Raw genomic sequence first — 16,888 nt, forward strand, 5'->3', positions numbered from 1 at the left:
CATTGGAAGCGAATCTTTTCGAAAAAAGATTAACGCTTAGAGAACTGTGGACGACGACGTGCTTTACGTAGACCAACTTTCTTACGTTCAACGCAACGAGCGTCACGAGTAACGTAACCCGCAGCACGTAGAGTAGGACGTAGAGACTCATCGTATTCCATTAGAGCGCGAGTGATACCGTGACGGATAGCACCTGCTTGACCAGAAATACCGCCACCTTTAACAGTAACGTATAGGTCTAGTTTCTCAGTTAGTTCAACTAGCTCTAGAGGCTGTTTAACAACCATGCGAGAAGTTGGACGACCGAAGTACTCATCAAGGCTACGCTTGTTGATTACGATGTTGCCGCTGCCTGGTTTAACAAAAACACGTGCAGCTGAGCTTTTGCGACGGCCAGTACCGTAGTATTGATTATCTGCCATTGTTCGAAATCCCCGATTAGATGTCTAGTACTTGAGGTTGTTGAGCAACATGGTTGTGCTCAGCGCCAGCGTAAACTTTCAGCTTACGGTACATAGCACGGCCAAGAGGACCACGTGGTAGCATACCTTTAACTGCTAGCTCAAGAGCCATCTCTGGCTTGCGATCAATTAGCTTCTCGAAGCTGATTGATTTTAGGCCGCCAGGGAATTCAGTGTGACGGTAGTAAATCTTACCTTTAGCCTTGTTACCAGTTACAGTAACTTTCTCCGCGTTAACAACGATGATGTAATCACCAGTGTCACAGTGTGGAGTGTATTCAGCTTTGTGTTTGCCACGTAGGCGAGATGCAATTTCACTTGCTAGACGGCCAAGAGTTTTACCTTCAGCGTCTACAACGTACCAGTCGCGTTTTACAGTTTCTGGTTTAGCAACGAAAGTTTTCATGCTAATAATAACCCGTTCAATAATTAAATTTACACTTAAGGAGCTTTCGCTCCCACTGACTAAGAGTCCAGTTAACACCCCTTCGAGTGATTGGCACTCTCGACCCGTTATGTCGAAATACCTTCGATAATAAGGTCTGCAGTAACGGTGGGTCGCAGGATTATAGAGAAGTCAGTAGAAAAAATCACCTCTTTTCGCGTGAAAATTTCATTTTTTTTCAATTGAGCACAGTTCGCTTGCGCCAGCTATGCTAAATGTTCTTTCGCCAAGTAATCATGGCTTTGCATTTCAATCAAACGCGACTGACAGCGTTTAAATTCAAACTCCAATTGACCACCCGCATAAAGCGCTTCCAAAGGCACTTCCGCAGATATAATTAGTTTGACATGACGTTCATAGAACTCATCGACCAAAGCAATGAAACGTCTGGCAGCGTCATCTATGGTGCGATCCATAATTTGAACATCCGCCAGCAGTACGGTGTGGTAGATGCGCGACATCTCTATGTAGTCATTTTGGCTGCGCGCAGATTGGCATAGCTGTGCAAAGCTAGCATGTAACACATCTTCAGAAGCTTGAATAACATCAATCTCTCGATGGTTGATTTCGATACTCTGAGCCCCTTTCTTCCCTTCTCCAACGAGCTGTTCATAATAGTGGCGCAGGTTTTTATCGGCTTGCGCATCTAGCGGAGAGTGGTAGATCTCGGCTTGTTCTAGAGTTCTCAAGCGGTAGTCAATCCCACTATCAACATTCAACACGCGGCAGTTTTTCTCGATCAATTCAATCGCAGGAAGAAAACGAGCACGTTGCAATCCATTGCGATACAAATCTTGCGGTGGAATATTCGAGGTCGCAACTAAGATAACACCACGTTTAAACAGAGCTTGGAACAGAGTGCCCAGAATCATGGCATCGGTAATGTCGGAAACAAAAAACTCATCGAAGCATATGATCTCAGCCTCAGACTTAAATTTGTCAGCCACCAACTCTAGTGGGTCATTCACATCACCTAATGCATTTAATTCATCGTGGACACGATACATAAAGCGGTGAAAATGGACGCGCATTTTCTTTTCTGTCGGTAGAGCCTCAAAGAAGGTATCAACCAGATAGGTTTTACCACGCCCTACTCCACCCCAAAAATAGATCCCTTGGGGCGCTTGAGGTAGCTCAGGCGCTTTTTTACTAAACCAAGTTTTCCATCCACTCGGCTTTTCTACCGGCGTGTTAACGTAGTCGATGAATTCATGGTAGAGATTATCTAAGGCTGTAACCGCTTGAAGCTGTGCGGCATCCTTTTGAAAACCATGTTGTTTTATATCGTTGTTATAGATTTCTAATGGCGTCATTGCTTCTTTACCTACTCAAGAAGACTGTCAAACTGCTATGTAGAGCACATGCATTTTTCTTTATTGGCTTAAGTTCTCATAGTACCATGTCATTTGAACATGTGTAACTAACCAGTAAAAAACATGTTAAATAACAATGATAAGGAGCAATTATGCCTTGGATTTATGCCCTCGTAGGTTTGCTTGTTGGTATGGTTTTGGGTGTTGTGATTTCTCGCCTGACAACACCAGGATACAAGAAGCAAAAGAGCGTTCAAAAAGATCTCGACAACGCAAAATTTGAATTAGAGCAGCAAAAACAAGATCTTGCAGATCACTTTGCACAAACAGCGGAAATGTTGGATTCACTAGGTAAAGAGTACACTAAGCTGTATCAACATATGGCGAAGACGTCTTCAGAGCTTTTACCAAACATTCCCGAGCAAGATAACCCATTCGTGAAGAAGATCGCTCAGCAGTCTGATTCAGAATCAGTTGAAAATAACGATGTTGATATTCAACCGTTAAGCGAAGCACCTAAAGATTATGCGTCAGGTTCAACGGGTTTATTAAAAGAGCAGAAGAAAGAAATTTTAGATTCTCAAGACGTTGTTTCAGCTAAAGCGTCATAATTGAAATCTATCTTTGATGAACTTTGCAAAGGTTTTTAAGTCATAACTCCTACAAGTGACCATTGAAATCTGATTTTTCGCACAAATGTCAGTATTAGGTCCTTAACCAACTAGGAGTATCCGATGAAAAAACCTTTGCTTGCTTTAACCGTCCTGTCATTAAGCCTAAGTTCAATCATCACACCAATGCAGGCTACGGCCGCTTTGCCGTTTACGGTTGATGGCGAACAGTTACCAAGCTTGGCTCCGATGCTTGAAAAAGTGACCCCTGCTGTCGTCAGTATCTCAGTGGAAGGCACCCAAGTATCCAAACAACAAATTCCTGATCAGTTCCGTTTTTTCTTTGGACCTGATTTCCCAACCGAACAGCTCCAAGAACGCCCATTCCGTGGGTTAGGCTCGGGTGTCATTATTGACGCCAAGAAAGGCCACATCGTCACTAACTATCACGTCATCAACGGCGCAGAGAAAATCCGCGTTAAACTTCGAGATGGTCGCGAGTACGATGCTGAACTCGTCGGCGGCGACCAGATGTCAGACGTGGCACTGCTCAAGCTAGAAGAAGCGAAGAACCTGACCGAAATTAAGATCGCTGACTCAGACAAGTTGCGCGTCGGTGATTTCACCGTAGCCATTGGTAACCCATTTGGTCTAGGACAAACCGTAACTTCGGGGATTGTGTCTGCGCTAGGTCGTAGTGGTCTAAACCTAGAGAACTTTGAAAACTTCATCCAAACCGACGCAGCGATCAACAGCGGCAATTCTGGTGGCGCACTGGTTAACCTAAATGGTGAACTGATTGGTATTAACACCGCCATCTTAGGCCCTAACGGCGGAAACGTGGGTATCGGCTTTGCGATCCCATCCAACATGATGACCAATTTGACCGCGCAAATCCTAGAGTTTGGAGAAGTTAAGCGCGGCATGCTTGGCGTACAAGGTGGCGAAATCACCTCTGAATTAGCCGAGGCCCTAGGGTACGAATCGAGCAAAGGTGCTTTTGTTAGCCAAGTCGTGCCTGACAGTGCAGCGGATAAAGCAGGTCTTGAAGCAGGCGATGTCATTGTTTCTGTCAACGGCAAAGCAATTAATTCATTTAGTGAGTTAAGAGCTAAAGTCGCTACCTTAGGTGCGGGTAAAGAGGTCTCTCTCGGCGTCGTGCGCGACGGTAAGAAGAAATCATTCGATGTCACCTTAGGTGAACAGACTAACATCAAGACGACTGCTGATAAGTTACATGAAGGCTTATCTGGTGCGCAGCTAACCAACACCAATGCAAGCGACTCTGTACAAGGTGTTAAAGTCACCTCAGTAGAAAAAGGCTCTAATGCTGAAGCTTATCAGCTGCAAAAAGATGACATCATTATTGGCGTTAACCGTCAACGAGTGAAAAACCTTGCTGAGTTTAGAAAAGTGGTAGAGAAGCAATCAGGAGTACTTGCGCTCAATATCCAACGAGGAGAGCGTAGTATCTATCTTGTTATTCGATAAACACCATTGATAAAAAACGCGATATTGGCTTGAAAGGGCAGCGGTAGTACCCGCTGTCCTTTTGTTATTTTCTCATCTAGTGCTATTCTTCACCAACTTATCCATTTTATGACCTTGACGAGGAAAGCATGCTGCAATTTTTGTTGCGTTCTATTGGCTTAGGCTTAGCAACTGCTGCTCTGTTATTAATCGCTGTACCGTCTTTGCGGTCCAACATCCTTCCTCAAACCAATCAATCCACTGTAACTGACTATTCACAGGTTCAGGTGTCATTCAATCAAGCCGTTCGAAAAGCCGCTCCTGCTGTGGTGAATATTTATAGCCGTAAGTACCAAGAGAGCGATCGTTCCAAACTGCTTACCCAAGGGCTAGGCTCTGGTGTCATCGTCAGTGATAAAGGCTATATCATTACCAACTACCATGTCGTTGCACAGGCCGATCAAATTATCGTTGCGCTGCAAGATGGCCGAGTGGCTGCCGCTCAATTAGTTGGTAAAGACCGTAGAACCGATATCGCCATTCTGAGGGTTGAAGGCGATAACTTACCTGTTATTCCACTTAATCCTGAATACTCGCCGAAAGTCGGTGATATTGTTCTGGCAATTGGTAACCCGTACAACCTTGGTCAAACCACCACTTTCGGTATTATCTCTGCCACTGGCCGCTCCTCCATCAGTGCCGATGGTCACCAAGCGTTTATCCAAACCGATGCCGCAATCAATGAAGGTAATTCTGGTGGCGCCTTGGTCAATACGCGTGGCGAGCTAGTCGGAATTAACACTGCATCATTCCAACAAGCCACTGAGCTGGAAACTTACGGTATTTCGTTTGCCATTCCATACGCACTTGCTAATAAAATCATGCAGAAAATCATTGCCGATGGTCGAGTGATTCGCGGCTATATCGGAATTGATGGACAAGACATTAACTCCGTTACCTCACGACTATTAGGTAACGAACATCTCGGTGGTATTGTAGTATTAGGTATTGATCCCAACGGCCCTGCGGCAGATGCTGGATTTGAAGCTCAAGACATTATCTTGAAAATTGATGGTCAGAAGATCAATGGTCGTCAAAGCGTGATGGACATAGTGACCGAGTTAAGACCAGGTACAACGGTTGATGTGCTAGTACTGCGTAAAGGAGTCGAAAAAATCCTTAAAGTCACCATTGAAGAAGATACACGCGAATAATCTTTAATACGATGAACAATAAAAAACCCATGCTAGGCATGGGTTTTTTTGTTCTATTCAGACGCTTCGTTTTCCGGCTCTGGGGTTGAACCAGACTCCACCTCAATACGAGTTACGCGCTGAAGACCTCTAGGTAACAAGCCGCCTCGACGTCCACGCTCTCCGCGGAAGTTCTCTAGGTCAGCAGGTTTAAGACCAAGCTTACGTTTACCCGCATACAGAGTTACCGAGCTTCCTTGAGGCAATGCAATGAGGTGAGAAACAAGCTCTTCACGCTCTTTCGCTTTCGCCGCTGGAATGTTGATGATCTTATTACCCTTACCTTTACCAAGCTGCGGCAGATCCTTGATTGGGAACAGCAACATACGACCTTGGTTAGTAATCGCTAAGATTTCATCTGCATCTAAATTGCCCACTGTTTGTGGTGAAAGCACTTCAGAGTTCTGCGGCAGTGTCACCAGAGCTTTACCACTGCGGTTTTTCGACAGTAAGTCACTTCCCTTACAAACGAAACCATAACCCGCGTCAGAACCAACTAGCCACAATTGCTCTTCTTCACCCATAACAACATGGCGAATATTAGTGCCTGCGCTAATGTTCAAGCGGCCTGTAATTGGTTCACCTTGGCTACGTGCAGAGGGTAATGAGTGCGACTCTAACGAGTAGCTGCGGCCATCACTGCCAAGGAATACAGCTTGCTGATTGCTCTTACCACGAGCATGGGCAAGGTATTTATCGCCTGACTTATAGTTCAAGCCATCAGCATCAACCTCATGCCCTTTAGCATGACGAATCCAACCTTTCTCAGAAAGCACAACAGTGATAGGTTCGCTAGGAACTAAGTCACGCTCTGTTAGCGCCTTAGCTTCTGCACGCTCAACCATTGGTGAACGGCGATCATCTCCGTATTTGTCAGCATCCGCTTTGATTTCTTTCTTCAGAAGAGTATTAAGACGACGCTCGGAGCCTAATAGTTGCTCTAGCTTTTCACGCTCTTTCTCTAACTCATCCTGCTCACCGCGAATCTTCATCTCTTCCAATTTCGCTAAGTGGCGAAGTTTGGTATCGAGAATCGCATCAGCTTGAATATCGGTAATACCAAAACGTTCCATAAGCACCGCTTTAGGATCGTCTTCAGTACGAATGATCTCAATCACCTCATCAAGGTTAAGGTATGCAACCAACAAACCTTCCAAGATGTGCAAGCGAGCCATAACCTTATCTAAACGGTGTTGCAAACGACGTCGTACAGTTGCACGGCGGAATTCGATCCATTCAGAGAGAATTTGAACGAGTCCTTTGACCTGAGGACGATTGTCCAAACCAATCATGTTTAGGTTTACACGGAAGTTCTTTTCAAGATCGGTCGAGGCAAATAGATGATTCATCAACTGGTCACAGTCAACGCGGTTTGAGCGCGGTACAACAACGATACGAGTTGGGTTCTCGTGATCGGATTCATCACGCAGATCGTCAACCATAGGCAGCTTTTTAGCGCGCATTTGGTTAGCGATTTGCTCTAGCAGCTTAGCGCCAGACACTTGGTGTGGCAGAGCGGTAATGACGATCTCTGAACCTTCTTTGTGCCATACAGCACGCATTTTAATGCTGCCACGGCCAGTACGATAAATCTTCTCTAAATCGGCTTTAGGCGAAATGATCTCTGCTTCGGTTGGGTAATCTGGCCCTTGAACAAAGTTCATTACATCCGCAAGTTCAGACTTTGGATTATCGATCAGATGAATCGTTGCTTCTGCCACTTCACGTACGTTGTGTGGTGGGATATCCGTTGCCATACCTACCGCGATACCTGTCACACCATTAAGCAAGATATGAGGTAAACGCGCTGGTAACATTTGCGGCTCTTTCATCGTGCCGTCAAAGTTAGGCTGCCACTCTACGGTACCTTGACCTAGTTCGCCAAGCAAAACTTCGGCAAACTTAGAGAGTTTTGCTTCAGTATAACGCATTGCCGCGAATGATTTAGGATCATCAGGCGCACCCCAGTTTCCTTGACCATCTACGAGTGGATAACGGTAAGAAAATGGCTGAGCCATCAATACCATTGCTTCGTAACAAGCCGAGTCCCCATGCGGGTGGTACTTACCTAACACGTCACCAACAGTACGTGCCGATTTTTTGTATTTTGCCGCTGCCGAAAGACCAAGCTCCGACATCGCGTAGATAATACGACGCTGAACCGGTTTTAAACCGTCACCAATATATGGCAACGCACGGTCCATAATGACGTACATCGAATAGTTAAGATAAGCGTCTTCGGTGAACTTGCGCATTGGCAACTGTTCAACGCCATCAAATGTAATTTCAGTAGACATCCGTTAAACCTCTGCCATGTCGCCGTTGTTTTGTAACCAAGAGCGACGATCATCAGCACGCTTCTTACCAAGCAGCATATCCATCATTTCCATGGTCGCTTGGTTGTCATCAATGGTTAGCTGAACTAAGCGACGAGTATTTGGATCCATCGTCGTTTCGCGAAGTTGCAGTGGGTTCATCTCACCCAAACCTTTGAATCGCTGTACGTTGATTTTTGCTTTCTTCTTCGATAAACGCTCTAAAATGCCCTCCTTCTCATCGTCATCAAGGGCATAGAATACTTCCTTACCGCAGTCGATACGGTAGAGAGGAGGCATAGCGACATAGATATGACCCGCTTCCACCAGAGAGCGGAAGTGACGCGTAAATAGCGCACAAAGTAGCGTTGCGATATGCAGACCATCCGAGTCCGCATCGGCAAGGATACAGATCTTACCGTAGCGAAGGCCTTCAAGATTCTCGCTATCTGGGTCAATACCTAGTGCCACTGAGATATCATGGACTTCTTGAGAGGCGAGCACCTGATCAGGAGAGACTTCCCAAGTATTAAGGATCTTACCGCGCAGTGGCATTACCGCTTGGAACTCACGGTCACGAGCCTGCTTGGCTGAGCCACCCGCCGAGTCACCCTCGACGAAGAAGATTTCAGTGCGGTTTAAGTCTTGAACAGAACAGTCCGTCAGTTTGCCTGGTAGAGCTGGGCCTGAAGCCACTTTTTTACGCACCACCTTTTTGCTTGCGCGCATTCGGCGGTGTGCGTTTGCAATACACACTTCAGCCAGTTGCTCTGCTAATTGTGGTTTTTCATTTAGCCAAAGACTGAAGGCATCTTTAACCACACCAGAAACAAAAGCAGCGGTTTGGCGAGAAGACAAACGCTCTTTCGTCTGACCAGCAAACTGAGGGTCTTGCATCTTAACCGATAAAACGTAAGAACAGCGGTCGAAGACATCGTCACCGGTTAACTTAACACCACGTGGCAGCAGGTTGCGGAATTCACAGAACTCTCGCATCGCATCAAGCAAACCTTGGCGCAGACCATTAACGTGGGTACCACCTTGCGCGGTTGGGATCAGGTTAACGTAGCTTTCGGTGATCATCTCACCGCCTTCTGGCTGCCAGATAACCGCCCAGTTAGCCGCTTCGGTTTCCGCCGAGAATTCGCCCGTAAATGGTTCTTCAGGGAGAACGGTATAACCTTTAACGCCTTCCGCTAGGTAATCTTTTAAACCGTCTTCATACAGCCATTTATAGTCATTGCCATTTACTTTATCAGTAAAGGTAATTTCTAAGCCCGGACAAAGGACAGCTTTCGCGCGTAGGTTATTAACTAAACGAGTAACCGAGAAGTTTGCCGAGTCAAAATACTTCGCCTCAGGCCAGAAATGAACACTGGTGCCTTTATTGCGGCGGCCGCATGTCCCGGTAACCGTTAAGTCTGACACTTTATCGCCGTGTTCAAATGCAATTTCGTACACTTGACCATCACGACGTACCGTCACTTCGACACGCTTAGACAGGGCGTTTACCACCGAGATACCTACCCCGTGTAAGCCACCAGAGAACTGATAGTTTTTATTCGAGAACTTACCCCCTGCGTGAAGCTTACATAGAATAAGCTCCACACCAGAGACTTTCTCTTCTGGGTGGATGTCTACAGGCATACCACGACCATCATCGATCACTTCGAGTGATTGGTCAGCATGCAAAATTACTTGAACCTTTGAAGCGTGTCCGGCGAGCGCTTCATCGACACTGTTATCGATGACTTCTTGGCCCAAATGGTTTGGGCGCGCTGTATCCGTATACATCCCTGGTCGGCGACGTACTGGCTCCAAACCATTAAGAACCTCAATGGCTCCAGCATTATATTGTTCAGTCATAATACGGAATATCGTTATAAAGAATAAAAAGGTTACTTGTTGGGTGATGGATAAGGCGTTGGCTCACAATGGAGGCAGTGACTGTTGGCAGTCGTCCACGCGGCCACTATCTAATTGCGTCAAACCCACACAAGTACTGGTGAGACATAGTCTGGAACAGACCCAATTATGTCAAGAGAGATAACTAAGTAACAAGCAAAATTATGACTCTTCCCTCAATGAGGGTCAGAGTTGTAAGAATTCTATGATTTGAGCAGGATAGCGTTCGAAATCAACAAAGCTATGATCACCGCCCTGTTCGACGTTCTGTTTCGCCCCACAAAAGTGCTCAACCGCTTGCTTATAATCTAACACTTCATCTTCGGTTTGTTGCAACAACCAAAAATCAGACGGTGTGGCTATTTTGGGCGTATCAAGTGTTTTTAACTCTTCGATGTGTTTCGCCTCAAGCACATAGCGCTCTTTGGTGTATGGGTTTTCTTGCTCACCTAAGTAGTCGGCAAGCAGTTCATAGGGCTTCACCGCGGGGTTCACCACCACGGCCTTAAAGCCAAACTGTGCATTGAGCCACATTGACATGTAACCGCCTAAAGAACTGCCAACCAAGCCAATGGTATAGTCATCTTTATACTGGTTAACAATATCGAGTAGGTGCTGGGCAGCTTGCTGTGGAAAGCAAGGTAAACGCGGCGTCACTAATTTAATATCAGGTCGATTTTCTAGGCAATACTCCTTCATCACATTGGCTTTATGCGATAAAGGTGAGCTGTTAAAACCATGAATATAAAGTAGTAATGACGGCTTCATTGCGCTCCCTTAATAACCCGCTGAGTTAAAATCCGGTTGAAAACTGCCATAAGGCAGACGTTTGACTTGCGTGGTTAACTGGCCATCATTATGCAGCTCTAGCTCTCTCCAACCAGGGGAAAGCGTATCCAGAGCAAAATCATCGCTATTTGGCTTGAACTGCACACATGTTGAAGGGGTCGCCATAACACGTACTCCCTGATACAACACATTCATATCTTGATGAACGTGGCCACACAGTACCGCCTTAACGTTGCTGTGCTTTTCAACCACCTCCCAGAAATGATGAGCATCTTTTAGTGTGTGCTGATCTAACCAGCGACTGCCTACCAAGATTGGATGGTGATGAAGCAGTACCAAGGTATGTCTTTGTGGATATTGAGAAAGTTTATCTTCAAGCAGAGCGAGCTGTTGATCACTTAGGCGCCCATGCGGCACACCAACGACTTGCGAGTCTAGCAGTACCATTTGCCAATGTTCACCAAGTAAAACATGCTCAACTTGTTTAATTTGAGTCGATGGCAATACCGAGTTCATGCTTGGTTTAAAGTCATGATTGCCCGGTAACCAGAAACAGGTGTTCTTCAGCGGAGCAATGCCTTGCTCAAAACGCTGGTATGACTCAGCAGTGTGATCCTGAGAGATATCTCCGGTCGAAATAACCGCATCAAAGCTTTGATTTTCTTCGACGATCGCCGCTACCACAGCATTAAAACTGTCTAATGTATTTACGCTGAGCAGACTACCATCCACTGGCTCAAACAAATGAGTGTCAGTAATCTGAAGTAGCTTAATACTGTCGCTATTTGATGAACTTGACGTTACTTTCAAAACAAAAAACCTAAATATTCAATGGAGTGCGGCTAATACCCTGCTTTAAACAAAATGAAAGCCAATCGCCTAAAAAGCGGTTAAGTTGCACCTTCTCATCTTGTTGTAGCATTTTATCGTTCGGGTAATCATATCGGGCATTGACACGTTTCAAATGGTCACAAGCAGAGACTTCTGCTACGCGAGCATCGTGGTAGAGCCTGACAGACATTGTCGGCAATGGAAACACTGGAACGTCATCGCTTTGACAAATATCGACCAAAGTTGTGTACTTTGTGACTTCAACCACTTGAATCTGATAGGTCAAATAAGCAGCTTGATAGCAGCGTACATCACCCACACTCGGTTGATTGGGCAACAAAGCGTTAAGCTTGGCGTAATTTGTTTCGTAAGTCCGCATCAAATCAGCAAGATCAACATGATACGGTTTCTTTAATGCTACTTGTGCCATTGTTCCTGTAATCTGTGATGGTTTAACTCTAGCCACTGCAACGCAATGATAGAGGCACCATTTTCAAATTTTCCTTCTACTACCCATTGATACGCTTGTTGGCGGGAAATAACGTGTACACGAATATCTTCCCCTTCATAGTCTAAACCATGAACGCCATACGCTGTACTCGCATCCACTTGACCAACAAAAACATCTAATTTTTCAGAGCAGCCGCCCGAAGATGGGTAGTAAGAGGTCACTTTTTCTAGTTTCCCTACTTCAATGCCCGCTTCTTCTACGGCTTCGCGCCTTACAACGTCCTCGGCCTCTTCGCCTTTATCTATCATGCCTGCGACAATTTCTAACTGCCATGGGCTGCGGTGCTCTAAAGCACCAACACGAATTTGTTCAATAATGACAACCTGATCCCGAATGGGATCATAAGGCAACATTGCAGCAGCATGTCCACGCTCGAACATTTCGCGCTCTATCGGCTCACTCCACCCGCCTTCAAACAGCTTATGCTTGAAGCGATACTTAATCATTCTAAAAAAACCCTGAAACAGTGTTTCTTTTGAGATTATTTCCACATCTTGGGGAGTAAACTGCTGATGTTGGTTGTCAGACTGTTGCATTTGGCACCTCTCTGAGTGAATCTTATAGTTTACGCAGACAAAAGCTTAACTTCCAAGGACATGGCTCAACTTTTTATACAATTTTTATAGTTTAAGTTAAATTGATGAATTATTTTTATTGCACAACTGGACAGTTAAGTGTAAAACTTTGCAAAGTTTTTGAGTGAATTGCCATCAATTGAGTTAAACTCTTGAAGACAAATATTTTTCGCATTTGGCAGGAATAGGACCTATGAAAAAACTGCTTCCACTTATTATCAGTGCAGCACTAGGCAGCCTAAGCACAAGCGCTTTCGCTGACACTCTGACGGACATCTACAATCAAGCAAAAGAGAACGATCCAACGCTCCTAAGCGCTGCGGCAAAGCGTGATGAAGCCTTTGAAGCAGTGACTTCTAGTCGTGCAGCTCTATTGCCACAAATTAATTTAACTGCTGGCTACAACGTTACCCGCGGTGAAACAGAGCAATCAACCAGTACAATTGATAATGACAACGAAGCGCTATCTGCTGGTGTGACATTCTCTCAAGCTTTGTATGACCGCAGTAGCTGGATTACGCTAGATACAGCAGAAAAAAGTGCTCGTCAGAGCGATGCTTCTTATGCAGCAGCGCAGCAAGCACTCATTCTACGTGTTTCGACAGCCTACTTTGACGTACTACGCGCACAAGATAACCTAGTCTTTGTGCAAGCAGAAAAAGCAGCGGTTGGCCGTCAGCTAGAGCAAACTAAGCAGCGTTTTGAAGTAGGTCTATCTGCAATTACCGACGTACACGACGCGCAAGCTCAATACGATTCTGTGTTAGCCGATGAAGTTCTAGCACAAAACAGCCTAGTCAATAGCTACGAAGGTCTACGTGAAATCACAGGTCAAGAGCACTCTAACCTAGATATCCTTGATACGGCACGTTTCTCAGCACAGAAAACATCTGCAGCTATCGATGAACTAGTAAGAGAAGCAGAAGAAAAAAACCTAAGTCTTCTATCAGCGCGTATTACTCAAGATATCGCTAAAGATAAGATCTCTAACGCAAGTTCAGGTCACTTACCGAAATTAACTCTCGATGGTGGTTACAACTATAGCGATGTATCGAACGCGACTTCTTCAGATCCAACGACGAATGATTTCAAAGTAGGCGTAAACCTAAATGTTCCGCTATACACTGGTGGTGCAACAACCTCGCTAACCAAACAGGCTGAGTTTAACTATGTCTCTGCAAGCCAAGACCTAGAAAAAACTTACCGCAGCGTTGTTAAAGATGTTCGCGCATTCAACAACAACATCAGCGCTTCAATCGGTGCACTTCGCGCTTACGAGCAAACTGTGGTTTCTGCGCAGTCAGCTCTTGAAGCTACGGAAGCAGGTTTTGATGTAGGTACTCGTACTATCGTTGACGTTCTAGACTCAACTCGTCGTCTATACGATGCGAACAAAAACCTATCGAACGCTCGTTACGATTACATCCTAAGCGTACTGCAGCTACGTCAAGCCGTAGGTACTCTGAGCGAGCAAGATGTACTAGATGTGAATGCGGGTCTAAAGACAGCAAGCAACTAATCTAGCTGATTGAATGAAAAAGGCTTGTTCCGATGTGGATCAAGCCTTTTTTATTTATCTGTGGGCAGGTTAATCGCTAATAAACCGTATCAATCGTGACGTTCTTCTCTACCAACCATTCCACTTGACCGTTATTGTTGAGCATTAAAGCAACATTCACTGGTTTCGCTGCATCAATAGGGAACTGCCATACAAAGGCGACTTCCCACTGATTTTGATTGTGTGTACGTAGCTCAAGTAAATCACCATCAATCTGCCACGTTTCTTCACCCTGTTGAATAGAGATGCTTTCTACATCAAGCTCAGCCGGAAGGGTTTTATCAGACTCAAGATACAGAGCCCCATGTAGGGTGTTGTCTTGAACCTCACCGATAGTTGGCATTTTATTCAGCCAAAGGTTACTTTTCAGCGATACAGTCGCCTCAGAAATAACAACTTGATTGTCTTGTTCCCACCCAACTGGCTCTGAAGCACAACCTGCTAGTAGAGCGGCACTTAATGACACCAATGCTAATTTTTTCATCTCTTTCACCTCTGACGTTACGACTGTTGTCCTAACCATTCTTTAAGTATTTGAATATCATTTTTATATTCATTCTTCATTTCTTCAACCCAATCATCAATATTTTCCCACCAAGCAGGTAAATCTGGTGATTGTGCTTTCTGAGCGACGCTTTGAATGTGCTTTAATCCAATAGAGCCTGCCGCACCTTTAATCTTATGCGCTTCAGACACAATGCCTTCTTGATGCTTAGCGATCATGTTTGAGTCGAGAACTTGCAGATAGTCAGGCATCATCTCTTCAAACATAGTGATGCTATCCAGTACAGGCAGAGAACCGACAATGCCGACATACGACTCAAGCATATCAAGGTCAAGTACGCGAGAGTAGATCTCGCCTCCCTCAATAACAGGCTCTTCAATCACAACTTCAGCGACCTTATCTGCCACCTCTTGCTGAGTAAATTTGGCTAACACGTCCTGAACCGCAGTCACCGAAAGCGGCTTACTGATAGCATCGTCCATTCCTCTATCAAGGTATTCTCGTTTGTTTTTCAGCACATTGGCCGTTAGAGCAACCAGTGGCGGTAAATCAGAATAGGTACGTCTGAAGTACTCAGCAATATCGAAACCTGTCATATCTGGTAGCTGAATATCAAGGAACACTAAGTCATAGATTTCAGGGTCGAACATCTCCATCGCTTCAGCGCCATTCATCGCCACGGAAACTTCATGCCCCATACTCTCAAGTAATGAGCGAGCAACGGTAATATTGAGTTCAATATCCTCGACCATAAAGATATTCAGCTCTTGCGACTGATTGACGACATCCACAGTAGGTTGTTCGCTTTCTGCCAGTGGCACTCGAATCGTGACGGTGAAGGTACTGCCAAAGCCTTCTTCACTTGAAACGGTAATGTCACCATTCATCATATTGATAAGCTGTTTCGAAACCGCTAAACCAATCCCCGTTCCAACCGCATGAAGATTATCTTTGCCTGATTTCACCTGATAGTACATCGCGAAGATCTTATCCAGTTCAGCATCTGGGATACCAATCCCACTGTCCTCGATTTCCATCGTGATATGGGCATACTCTTCATCCACTTCAGAGCTGACCGTCATCACAACGCCACCTTCTTTAGTAAATTTCATCGCGTTGCTGATCAAGTTCCATAGCACCTGGCGCAAACGGGTCGCATCAACCTCAATCGCGGTCGGCAGTTCGCTCAAGCGCTCAAGATCAAATCGCAGCCCTTTTTGCGACGCCATAAGTGCGGAAATACTCTCCATTTCAGCGACAAACTCTTCGAAGTTCAGCGCCGCAGGGAAAAGCTCTAGCTTACGGCGATCGAATTTATCCATATCGATAATGTCATTGAAAATGTTACCTAGCGTAATCGCACTGACATTGATCGTTTGCATATGATTGCGCTGCTCGGCAGTCAACTGAGTATCAAGTAGCATGCGGCTTAAACCAACAATGCCGTTGAGCGGCGTTCTTAGCTCGTGACTGATTGTAGAAATAAAGGTTGTCTTATCACGGCTCGCCTTTTCAAGCGACTCTTCATGACGCTTACGCTCGGTAATATCACGACCAAAACCAACTAGCCCTAAGTGTCGACCATCTTTGCTGTAAAACGGCACCTTACGCAACTCGAAGTAGTTACGGCGACCATCTGGATACTCAAGCCACTGTTCATACGTAAGGGCTTGGTTGTCGGAGAAGACCTTTTGGTCAGTATCGACAATTTGCTGCGCGACCTCTTTGCTGTAGACATCCCAAGGAGTTAAGCCCACCAGCTGACTCTCTTTCTTGCCGGTCAACTCTTCCATTGCGCGGTTACAACCGGAGAAAACACCCTCAGCATTACGGTAGTAAATAAGATCGGGAGAGGCATCAATAAATGAGCGCAGCAGTGCGGTTCTTTCTGCAAGCTCGACTTGAGTTTTTTCACGCTGATAGACCTCATTCTCAAGATCTTTCATCGCTTCTTCGCGAGCTTCTTCCGCCTTGATCCTTTCTTCGATCTCTTGATTGAGCTTAGTGATATTTTGCTGCAGCTTATTGTTGAGCTCTTGGTCACGCGAGCGCATGTCTTTGAGCTTAGACACTAACTTTGAAAGTCGTTGACGTGACTCTTCCAGTTGATCAACGACCACAGATAAGAAATAAACCGCCCAAGGGGTAATCAGAAGGCCGAAGAATACTGAGCGAACAATATCAATATCATCGACATGACCACTCAAGACTAGGGTAATACCAACCTGCACCACAACAGCGAGAGCAACGAGAGCAAGAGCGAGAAGAATAGAGAAACGGAGGATGCCCAACTTAACCAGTAGATCGACATAGTATTGGGCAAGATTTTTAATCGGCTTCATTGAG

General features: G+C 45.4%; 15 protein-coding genes. 4 read left to right on the forward strand and 11 right to left on the reverse strand.

Annotated elements, in window-relative coordinates; all coding sequences use genetic code 11:
• Positions 1–29: 29 nt before the first annotated feature.
• The 3 genes from rpsI to zapE all read right to left on the reverse strand — a co-directional run bounded on the left by rpsI (position 30) and on the right by zapE (position 2,219).
• On the reverse strand, positions 30–422 hold the full coding sequence (rpsI, locus tag LYZ37_RS12050) for a 30S ribosomal protein S9 (protein WP_004415472.1): 393 nt from the start codon (positions 420–422) through the stop codon (positions 30–32).
• Positions 423–438: 16 nt separating this feature from the next.
• Positions 439–867: a 50S ribosomal protein L13 gene (gene rplM, locus LYZ37_RS12055; RefSeq protein ID WP_004744972.1), complete on the reverse strand. Its 429-nt coding sequence runs from the start codon at positions 865–867 to the stop codon at positions 439–441.
• Between the two features lie 245 nt (positions 868–1,112).
• Positions 1,113–2,219: a cell division protein ZapE gene (zapE, locus tag LYZ37_RS12060; RefSeq protein WP_272785635.1), complete on the reverse strand. Its 1,107-nt coding sequence runs from the start codon at positions 2,217–2,219 to the stop codon at positions 1,113–1,115.
• A 152-nt stretch (positions 2,220–2,371) separates the two neighbouring features.
• On the opposite strand from zapE, the gene zapG reads away from it, so the two are divergent.
• The 3 genes from zapG to degS all read left to right on the forward strand — a co-directional run bounded on the left by zapG (position 2,372) and on the right by degS (position 5,514).
• Positions 2,372–2,830 carry a Z-ring associated protein ZapG gene (gene zapG / locus LYZ37_RS12065; RefSeq protein WP_272785636.1) on the forward strand — a complete coding sequence of 153 codons (459 nt, stop codon included), beginning with the start codon at positions 2,372–2,374 and terminating at the stop codon, positions 2,828–2,830.
• Positions 2,831–2,953: 123 nt separating this feature from the next.
• A complete protein-coding gene (locus LYZ37_RS12070) occupies positions 2,954–4,321 on the forward strand; it encodes a DegQ family serine endoprotease (RefSeq protein ID WP_272785637.1) in 1,368 nt (455 codons plus the stop codon).
• A 128-nt stretch (positions 4,322–4,449) separates the two neighbouring features.
• The gene (gene degS / locus LYZ37_RS12075) at positions 4,450–5,514 is read left to right on the forward strand and encodes an outer membrane-stress sensor serine endopeptidase DegS (protein ID WP_171323085.1); all 1,065 of its coding nucleotides are present in this window, start codon (positions 4,450–4,452) and stop codon (positions 5,512–5,514) included.
• Positions 5,515–5,567: 53 nt separating this feature from the next.
• Here the strand turns inward: degS and parC are convergent, their stop codons facing one another.
• The 6 genes from parC to nudF all read right to left on the reverse strand — a co-directional run bounded on the left by parC (position 5,568) and on the right by nudF (position 12,440).
• Complete coding sequence (gene parC, locus LYZ37_RS12080) at positions 5,568–7,850, reverse strand: DNA topoisomerase IV subunit A (RefSeq protein ID WP_004744977.1); 2,283 nt, start codon at positions 7,848–7,850, stop codon at positions 5,568–5,570.
• A 3-nt stretch (positions 7,851–7,853) separates the two neighbouring features.
• On the reverse strand, positions 7,854–9,734 hold the full coding sequence (gene parE / locus LYZ37_RS12085) for a DNA topoisomerase IV subunit B (protein WP_004744978.1): 1,881 nt from the start codon (positions 9,732–9,734) through the stop codon (positions 7,854–7,856).
• A 225-nt stretch (positions 9,735–9,959) separates the two neighbouring features.
• The gene (gene yqiA / locus LYZ37_RS12090) at positions 9,960–10,541 is read right to left on the reverse strand and encodes an esterase YqiA (protein ID WP_272785638.1); all 582 of its coding nucleotides are present in this window, start codon (positions 10,539–10,541) and stop codon (positions 9,960–9,962) included.
• Between the two features lie 9 nt (positions 10,542–10,550).
• Positions 10,551–11,372, reverse strand: a complete 822-nt coding sequence (gene cpdA, locus LYZ37_RS12095) for a 3',5'-cyclic-AMP phosphodiesterase (RefSeq protein WP_272785639.1) — start codon at positions 11,370–11,372, stop codon at positions 10,551–10,553.
• A gap of 10 nt (positions 11,373–11,382) precedes the next feature.
• Entirely contained in the window at positions 11,383–11,823 is a 441-nt protein-coding gene (locus LYZ37_RS12100; RefSeq protein WP_004744981.1) for a DUF1249 family protein, read from the reverse strand.
• A complete protein-coding gene (nudF, locus tag LYZ37_RS12105) occupies positions 11,811–12,440 on the reverse strand; it encodes an ADP-ribose diphosphatase (RefSeq protein WP_171381856.1) in 630 nt (209 codons plus the stop codon). The genes LYZ37_RS12100 and nudF overlap by 13 nt, the downstream gene beginning before the upstream one ends.
• Before the next feature lie 232 nt (positions 12,441–12,672).
• Here nudF and tolC point away from each other — a divergent pair, with 232 nt between their 5' ends.
• The gene (gene tolC, locus LYZ37_RS12110) at positions 12,673–13,998 is read left to right on the forward strand and encodes an outer membrane channel protein TolC (RefSeq protein ID WP_272785640.1); all 1,326 of its coding nucleotides are present in this window, start codon (positions 12,673–12,675) and stop codon (positions 13,996–13,998) included.
• A gap of 76 nt (positions 13,999–14,074) precedes the next feature.
• On the opposite strand, the gene LYZ37_RS12115 is transcribed toward tolC, so the two are convergent.
• Together LYZ37_RS12115 and arcB are read right to left on the reverse strand one after the other, a co-directional pair.
• A complete protein-coding gene (locus tag LYZ37_RS12115; protein ID WP_272785641.1) occupies positions 14,075–14,521 on the reverse strand; it encodes a hypothetical protein in 447 nt (148 codons plus the stop codon).
• A 17-nt stretch (positions 14,522–14,538) separates the two neighbouring features.
• Positions 14,539–16,884: an aerobic respiration two-component sensor histidine kinase ArcB gene (arcB, locus tag LYZ37_RS12120; RefSeq protein ID WP_272785642.1), complete on the reverse strand. Its 2,346-nt coding sequence runs from the start codon at positions 16,882–16,884 to the stop codon at positions 14,539–14,541.
• Positions 16,885–16,888: the final 4 nt, after the last annotated feature.

This window comes from Vibrio tubiashii (genome assembly GCF_028551255.1).
GTDB classification, from domain to species: domain Bacteria; phylum Pseudomonadota; class Gammaproteobacteria; order Enterobacterales; family Vibrionaceae; genus Vibrio; species Vibrio tubiashii_B.

Coding starts and splice junctions, on each gene's coding strand:
- rpsI (WP_004415472.1), bottom strand. CDS start 422: ATGGCAGATAATCAATACTACGGTACTGGCCGTCGCAAAAGCTCAGCT.
- rplM (WP_004744972.1), bottom strand. CDS start 867: ATGAAAACTTTCGTTGCTAAACCAGAAACTGTAAAACGCGACTGGTAC.
- zapE (WP_272785635.1), bottom strand. CDS start 2,219: ATGACGCCATTAGAAATCTATAACAACGATATAAAACAACATGGTTTT.
- zapG (WP_272785636.1), top strand. CDS start 2,372: ATGCCTTGGATTTATGCCCTCGTAGGTTTGCTTGTTGGTATGGTTTTG.
- LYZ37_RS12070 (WP_272785637.1), top strand. CDS start 2,954: ATGAAAAAACCTTTGCTTGCTTTAACCGTCCTGTCATTAAGCCTAAGT.
- degS (WP_171323085.1), top strand. CDS start 4,450: ATGCTGCAATTTTTGTTGCGTTCTATTGGCTTAGGCTTAGCAACTGCT.
- parC (WP_004744977.1), bottom strand. CDS start 7,850: ATGTCTACTGAAATTACATTTGATGGCGTTGAACAGTTGCCAATGCGC.
- parE (WP_004744978.1), bottom strand. CDS start 9,734: ATGACTGAACAATATAATGCTGGAGCCATTGAGGTTCTTAATGGTTTG.
- yqiA (WP_272785638.1), bottom strand. CDS start 10,541: ATGAAGCCGTCATTACTACTTTATATTCATGGTTTTAACAGCTCACCT.
- LYZ37_RS12100 (WP_004744981.1), bottom strand. CDS start 11,823: ATGGCACAAGTAGCATTAAAGAAACCGTATCATGTTGATCTTGCTGAT.
- nudF (WP_171381856.1), bottom strand. CDS start 12,440: ATGCAACAGTCTGACAACCAACATCAGCAGTTTACTCCCCAAGATGTG.
- tolC (WP_272785640.1), top strand. CDS start 12,673: ATGAAAAAACTGCTTCCACTTATTATCAGTGCAGCACTAGGCAGCCTA.
- LYZ37_RS12115 (WP_272785641.1), bottom strand. CDS start 14,521: ATGAAAAAATTAGCATTGGTGTCATTAAGTGCCGCTCTACTAGCAGGT.
- arcB (WP_272785642.1), bottom strand. CDS start 16,884: ATGAAGCCGATTAAAAATCTTGCCCAATACTATGTCGATCTACTGGTT.